This window comes from Kitasatospora sp. NPDC059722 (genome assembly GCF_042733235.1).
GTDB lineage: Bacteria > Actinomycetota > Actinomycetes > Streptomycetales > Streptomycetaceae > Kitasatospora.
Genome location: NZ_JBHWGD010000083.1, coordinates 20,307 through 26,164, shown reverse-complemented (window position 1 = coordinate 26,164; position 5,858 = coordinate 20,307). Strand labels below are relative to the sequence as shown.

The 5,858-nt window shown below is 78.4% G+C and carries 5 protein-coding genes; 3 read left to right on the top strand and 2 right to left on the bottom strand.

Annotated elements, in window-relative coordinates; translation table 11 throughout:
• Nucleotides 1–257: 257 nt before the first annotated feature.
• A complete protein-coding gene (locus ACFV4F_RS34780; protein ID WP_380508658.1) occupies nt 258–914 on the top strand; it encodes a histidine phosphatase family protein in 657 nt (218 codons plus the stop codon).
• 49 nt (nt 915–963) lie between these two features.
• On the opposite strand, the gene ACFV4F_RS34775 is transcribed toward ACFV4F_RS34780, so the two are convergent.
• Nucleotides 964–2,511, bottom strand: coding sequence for a tetratricopeptide repeat protein (locus tag ACFV4F_RS34775; RefSeq protein WP_380508655.1), 1,548 nt, complete (start codon nt 2,509–2,511; stop codon nt 964–966).
• A 352-nt stretch (nt 2,512–2,863) separates the two neighbouring features.
• Here ACFV4F_RS34775 and ACFV4F_RS34770 point away from each other — a divergent pair, with 352 nt between their 5' ends.
• Together ACFV4F_RS34770 and ACFV4F_RS34765 are read left to right on the top strand one after the other, a co-directional pair.
• On the top strand, nt 2,864–3,379 hold the full coding sequence (locus tag ACFV4F_RS34770) for a hypothetical protein (RefSeq protein WP_380445955.1): 516 nt from the start codon (nt 2,864–2,866) through the stop codon (nt 3,377–3,379).
• A gap of 122 nt (nt 3,380–3,501) precedes the next feature.
• Nucleotides 3,502–4,431 carry a spermidine synthase gene (locus tag ACFV4F_RS34765; RefSeq protein ID WP_380508652.1) on the top strand — a complete coding sequence of 310 codons (930 nt, stop codon included), beginning with the start codon at nt 3,502–3,504 and terminating at the stop codon, nt 4,429–4,431.
• 397 nt (nt 4,432–4,828) lie between these two features.
• Here the strand turns inward: ACFV4F_RS34765 and ACFV4F_RS34760 are convergent, their stop codons facing one another.
• Nucleotides 4,829–5,695, bottom strand: coding sequence for a hypothetical protein (locus ACFV4F_RS34760; protein WP_380508649.1), 867 nt, complete (start codon nt 5,693–5,695; stop codon nt 4,829–4,831).
• Nucleotides 5,696–5,858: the final 163 nt, after the last annotated feature.

The window sequence follows — 5,858 nt, the reverse complement described above, 5'->3', positions numbered from 1 at the left end:
CCGCCCCGCCCCCGGCGCGCCGCTCCGCCGGGGGGGGGGGGGCGGGGGGGGGCCCCCGCGCCCGCCCCCCCCCCCCCCGGGGCCGGGGTCCGGCGCCCTCCCGTGCCCTCCGGCCCCCGCCCCCTTCGCGTTCGCGTCGCCGCTCCGGCCCCTGCTCCCGGCCCGCGTCGTGTCCACCGTCCGGGTGAGGGATCATGGAGCCCGGTGCTCAAGGGTGAGACCGACCGTTGCCGCCGCCCCGTCGCGAGGAGCCCCCCATGCCCGCCCGTATCGTGCTGGTCCGCCACGGCGAGACCGAGTGGTCCGCCACCGGCCGTCACACCGGCCGCACCGACATCCCGCTCACCGAGGAGGGCCGCGCGATGGCCCGGGCGCTCGGTGCCCGGCTGGCCAAGGCGCCCTGGAACGGGCTGCCGGACGCGCTCGTCTACACCAGCCCGCTCGGCCGGGCCAAGGAGACCTGCGCCCTGGCCGGCTTCGGCGATCGCGCCGTGGACCGCCCCGAGCTCCTCGAATGGGACTACGGCCAGTACGAGGGCCGCACCGGCGCCGACATCCGGGCCACCGACCACCCGGGCTGGCTGATCTGGCGCGACGGCGTGCCGGGCGGCGAGAAGCTCTCCGAGGTGGCGGCCCGCGTGGACGCCTTCCTGGCCGGCCTCAACGACGAGCACGGCGTCCCGGAGACGGACACCACCGTCATGCACGGCGCCGACCGGGACGTCGTCCTCTTCGCCCACGGGCACCTGCTCCGGATCCTGACCGCCCGCTGGCTCGGCCTGCCGCCCGAGTTCGCCCAGCGCTTCAAGCTCGGCACGGCGGCCCTGTGCGTCCTGTCCTGGGAGTACGGCGCGCCCGCGGTCGAGGTGTGGAACGACCTCTCCCACCTGGAGGGCCTGGGCGCCGGCCGCTGACCTGGAGGGCCTGGGCGCCGGCCACCGAAGGACCGCCGACCGGCTCCGCTCAGGCGGCGGTCGCGACGTCGTACGCGGCCAGGAACCCGCCGACCTCCGGCACCGCGCCGTGCGGCCGCAGCCGTTCGGCGGTGTGCGCGAGCATGCTCCGGATCCGGGCGGAGCGGACCTCGCCGAACAGCGCCACGGCGGCCGAGCCGTGGTGCGCGGCGCCCGCGAGGTCGCCCCGGCCGAGCCGGTCGTGGGCGAGCTCGGCGGTGTACAGCACCCGGTTGCGGACGAAGTGCGGCTCCTGGAGCGTTATGGCGAGCCCGGCCTGCTCGCTGGCCCGGTCCCAGTCGCCGAGCGCGGACCAGCACTGGGACTGGAGCCCGGCGATCTCGGCCTCGCCGAAGAAGGACATCCACTCCGGGTCGGCCTCGCAGGGCCCGCGGTCGAACAGCGTGTACGCACGGGCGATCGCGCGCTCGCAGGCGGATCGGTCCTGCAGGAGCGCCCAGCCGCCGGCCTCGCGCATGGCGAGCAGCGCCAGCAGCCGGTCGGAGTCGAGGTGCCGGGCGGCCGCCTGCCCGGCCTGGGCGGCGCGCAGCGCCTCGCGGGGGCGGCCGGCGTCCCGGGCGAGGAAGGCGCTGTTGGAGAAGACGTGCGCCTCCAGGGCGGAGTCGCCGGCCATCCGCGCGGTGGCGAGCGCCTCGGCGTAGAGCGAGCGGGCGTCCGCGAGCCGGTTGGAGTCGTGGGCCAGCCAGCCGACGGAGATGGCGAGTTCGCCGGCCCCGGCCTGCAGCCGGCGCTCCGTCTCGGCGCTGTACTCGCCCTCGTTGAGCAGCACGTAGGCCGTCCTCAGCGACTGCCCGGCCAGCTCGAACAGGGTGTCGCCGCCGTGCGCGTCGTCGGCGAGCCGGATGTCCCGGACGGCCTGTTCCACGCCCAGCACCTCGGCGGCGCCGACCTTGCGCAGCGGCACCGGGGCGCTGCGGCCGGGCACCAGGGCACCGGCCCCGGCGCCCGGGCCGGCGCCGGGGGCGGCCGCGGCGGGCGGGTCGAATCCGATCGCGGTGGCCAGGGCGGCCGAGCCGCCGGTCAGGAACGTACGGCGACGCACGTCGTCGTTCTCCTCGTCGAGAAGGCGCGGTCCGGCGGGCCCTCGGGGCACCGCCGCGGAGAGCGGCCACGGGGGGCCGTCCGGGGCGGGCGGATCCGCGTACGGCGAGGCAGCGTACGGGAGTTGGGTGGAGAGTGGCGAGCGCGGGGCGGGCAGGGTCGGGAACGGTGGGTGGAGCGGGGGTGGCGTGTCGCCCCGGGCTCCGTCCGCCGAGCGGCGGCGGACGGCGGTCCTGGGGGCGAAGCCGAGGTCGGTGAGCGAGCGGCCCGGCCACATGTGCCGGAACACGCGCTCGTAGGCGTAGTTGGGACAGCGGATCTCGCCGGACTCGACCCGTCCGACGTAGCGGGCGTCGCAGGACACGTGCTCCCCGATCTCGCGGGCGGCGCGGCGCACGGCGGTGGCGAACTCGCCGGGCGAGCGGTCGCCGCGCAGTGCGCGCATCACGGTGTTGGGTGACGGGCGGGTCGGCTCGGCCGGTGGGGTGGCTGCCATGGTGCGCTCCGTGGAGGTGCGGGGGCGGTGTCCGGGTGCTCCGAACGGATCACCCCGGCCCGCCACCGACAGTACCGGGAGTCACCGGTCGGCCACAGCGCGTTCTCGCCCGATATGTGGTCAATCCGGTGCGAAACGGGCGCAGTTGCCGAGATCCGCCATGAAATGCCATGCCTTGCTGTAAGGCGCCCCGTGGCCTGCGGCGCGGTTGCGGCGTTGTGCTGGTACGTGGAACCCAGGCCGCCGCCCCCGGCCCCGCCGCCCGCTCCGGCGACACCCCCACCTCCCCGGACCGCCCGGGGCCTCCCGGCGGCCCGGCTTCCGATCCGACGAGGTGACAGGAGGGCCCGTGATGGCCACCGGACTGCCGCAGTACCGACCTGCCGTCGGAGGTGTGCTCGCCGGCGCCGCCCCCGCCCTGCTCCCCGATCCCGCCGACGACCGGATCCCCGGCCGGGGACCGGTCGAGGGCGGCCGCGCCCCCCGCGGGGGCAGGAGCCCCGGCCGCCGCCCGGCCGTCGGCGAGGGCACCGTCCTCCCCGGCTACGACACCGTGACGGTCGCCGTGCGGCACGGACTGGAGGCGGTCGACATCCTGCGCCTGCGCCGCGCCTGCGGGGCCGTCCTGCAGAGCCGCAGCGGCAGCACCGTCTCCTTCTACGTACCGGCCGGCACCTGTGACACCTGGCACCTGCCCGGCAGCTCGTGCACGCCCGGCGCCCTGCTGCTGCCCGTCGCCGATCCGCGCTGGGTGATGCCCCCGACCGCCACCGACGGCTCCACCCGGCCCACCGACGCGTGGGTGCTCCGCTCCGCGCTCTGCGAGGCCGCCTGCACGCTGACCGCCGGCGGCCTCGGCCCGTTCTAGCGGGCGTGCCGTGCGGATCCCGCCGGGCCCTCGGTCCGTTCCTCCGGCCGGATCCACCCAGCACGCCCGCGGGCGTTCGCCAGTTCGAGTGGTCCCATCGACCTGCGCCGATAATGGCTGTCATGGGACGAAGCAGCAGGGCCGCGCGCGGCACCGACCGGGGCCGCGCGACGGCGCAGCCGCAGCCCGACACCACCGGGCCCGGCGGCCGCCTCCACGCCCAGGGGCCGCTCACCCGTCCCGTCGGCTCCGGCCTGGCCGAGCTCCGCCCGGACCGGGACCGCCCCGCCGCGTGGTCCCTGCTGATCGACGGCGCCCCGCAGTCGATGGTCGACCTCGCCGACCCGACCCACCTCGGCTTCGAGTACCAGCGCCGGCTCGGCCACCTGATAGACCTCGTCGCCCCGCCCGGCCGCCCGCTCACCGTCCTGCACCTCGGCGGCGGCGCCCTCACCCTCGCCCGCTACGTCGCGGCGACCCGCCCCCGCTCCCGGCAGCAGGTCGCCGAGATCGACACCGAGCTCACCGAGCTGGTCCGCGCCGAACTCCCGCTGGAGCGCGGCTGGCAGATCAAGGTCCGCGGCGGGGACGCCCGCGGCGTGCTGGAGCGCACCCCGGAGGGCAGCGTCGACCTGGTGATCACCGACGTCTTCTCCGGCGCCCGGACCCCGGCGCACTGCACCACCGTCGAGTTCGCGACGCTCGCCTCCCGCGCGCTCGCCCCCGGCGGCTGGTACGCGGTCAACATGGCCGACGGCTCCGCCCTCCCGTTCGCGCGCGCCCAGGTCGCCACGCTGGGCGCGGTCTTCCCCGAGCTCTGCCTCGTCGCCGACCCGGCGGTCCTGCGCGGCAAGCGCTTCGGCAACCTGATCCTCGCCGCGGCCCACGCCCCCCTCCCGGTCGCCGACCTCACGCGGCGCGTGGCCACCGACTCCGCCCTCGCCCGCGTCGAACACGGCGGGCCCCTGGCCGCGTTCACCGCCGGGGCCGCTCCCGTGACGGACGCCACGGCCGTCCCGTCCCCGGCCCCGCCGGCGGGCGTCTTCCGCTGACGGGCGGCGCGGCGCGGGCGCTCGCCGTGTGGCAGGTGCCTTGCCGAGCCGTTCCCCCGGCGTCTGTCCGACCGCGACCACCGCGCCGGCCCGGCCGCGTCGGCTGTGCCTGCTGCGCCGGTCCGGCCGTGTCCGCTCGGCTGCGCCTGGCGGGCTGCGCCTACCGCGCCGGCCCGCCGCGTTCGCTCGGCTGCGCCTGGCGGGGTGCGACCACCGCGCCCGCCGCAGCGTCCGCTCGGCTGCGCCTGGCGGGCTGCGCCTACCGCGCCCGCCCGGCCGCGTCGGCCTGCCGCACCGGCCCGGCTGCGCCCACCGCCGTGCTCGACCCGGCGTGCGTCCACCCGGGCCGTGAACTCGGCCTCCCGGCAAGGGATCCCGCCCGCCCGGCCCCGTCGGGTCAGTGCCCCCGCGGCAGCCCGCGGTGCTTCCACATCGCCGCCCCCGTGAGCAGGAGCCCGGCCGCGATGGGGGCGAGGACGGCGGTGGCCGTGCCGGAGCCGTCCTTGGCGGCCGTCACGGTGGCCGTGTCGGCGAGCGCGATGGCCGAGGGCGTTCCCGGAGCGCCGGTCGAGGGCGCGGTGGACGTCTGTCCGGTGTGCCCGGTGCCGGCGGTGGCGTCGGGTGCCGTGGGTCCGGCGGCCGTGCCCGACGGCACCGCGGGCTCGGGTGCGGCGGCGGCCGGTTCGGCCTTCCGCGCCGCCGGTGCGGAACCCGCGGGGTGCGCGGACCTCGTCCCGCCGTGCTCGCCGGGGGTGGCCGTGGACCCGGCGGGTCCGCCCTCGCGCGGCGCGGGTGTCGCGGTGGGCCGGCCCTGGGGCGGCACCGCGCCGAGCAGGCCGGAGGCCAGGGCGAAGGCGTCGGGTACGGCCGCCCGCTGGCCGGGGAGCGGCAGGCCGCCGGCCCGGATGCGTTCCTGCAGGCCGCCGTTGGCGGCCCCGGTGGTGCCGGTGAGCTCGTCGACGAGCCCGGGGGAGTTCGAGGCGGGCGTCCGCGCGGGAGTGCCGGCGCGCTCGGCCGACTCCTTGTCGTGCTGCGCTGGCGTGCCGTGCAGGGCGCGTCGGACGGCGGTGTCGGCGGGGGCGGGCAGGGGGTCGGTCGTGGCCGCGTACGCGCCGGTGGCGCCGATGCCCCAGAGCTGTGCGAGCAGTGCCCCGCCGGCCGCGACGGCGCGGGGCCCGGGGAGCCACCGGCCGGCCGAGCGCCGGGCGCCGGTGGCGCCGAGGGGGTCGGGTTCCTGGTGCCTGGTGGCGTGATTGGCTCGCATGTGAGTTGAGAACGAGCGGACGGGCCGTGAGGTCACGCCGGCCGTCACGGACAGTCATCGTGGGCCCCGGGGGGGCGGGCCCGGGGCCCCGCCCCCGCGGGGGGGGGGGGGTGGGGGGGCGGGGGCCAGATTCCGGGCTCACCCCCGGGGGGGGGGCCGCGGG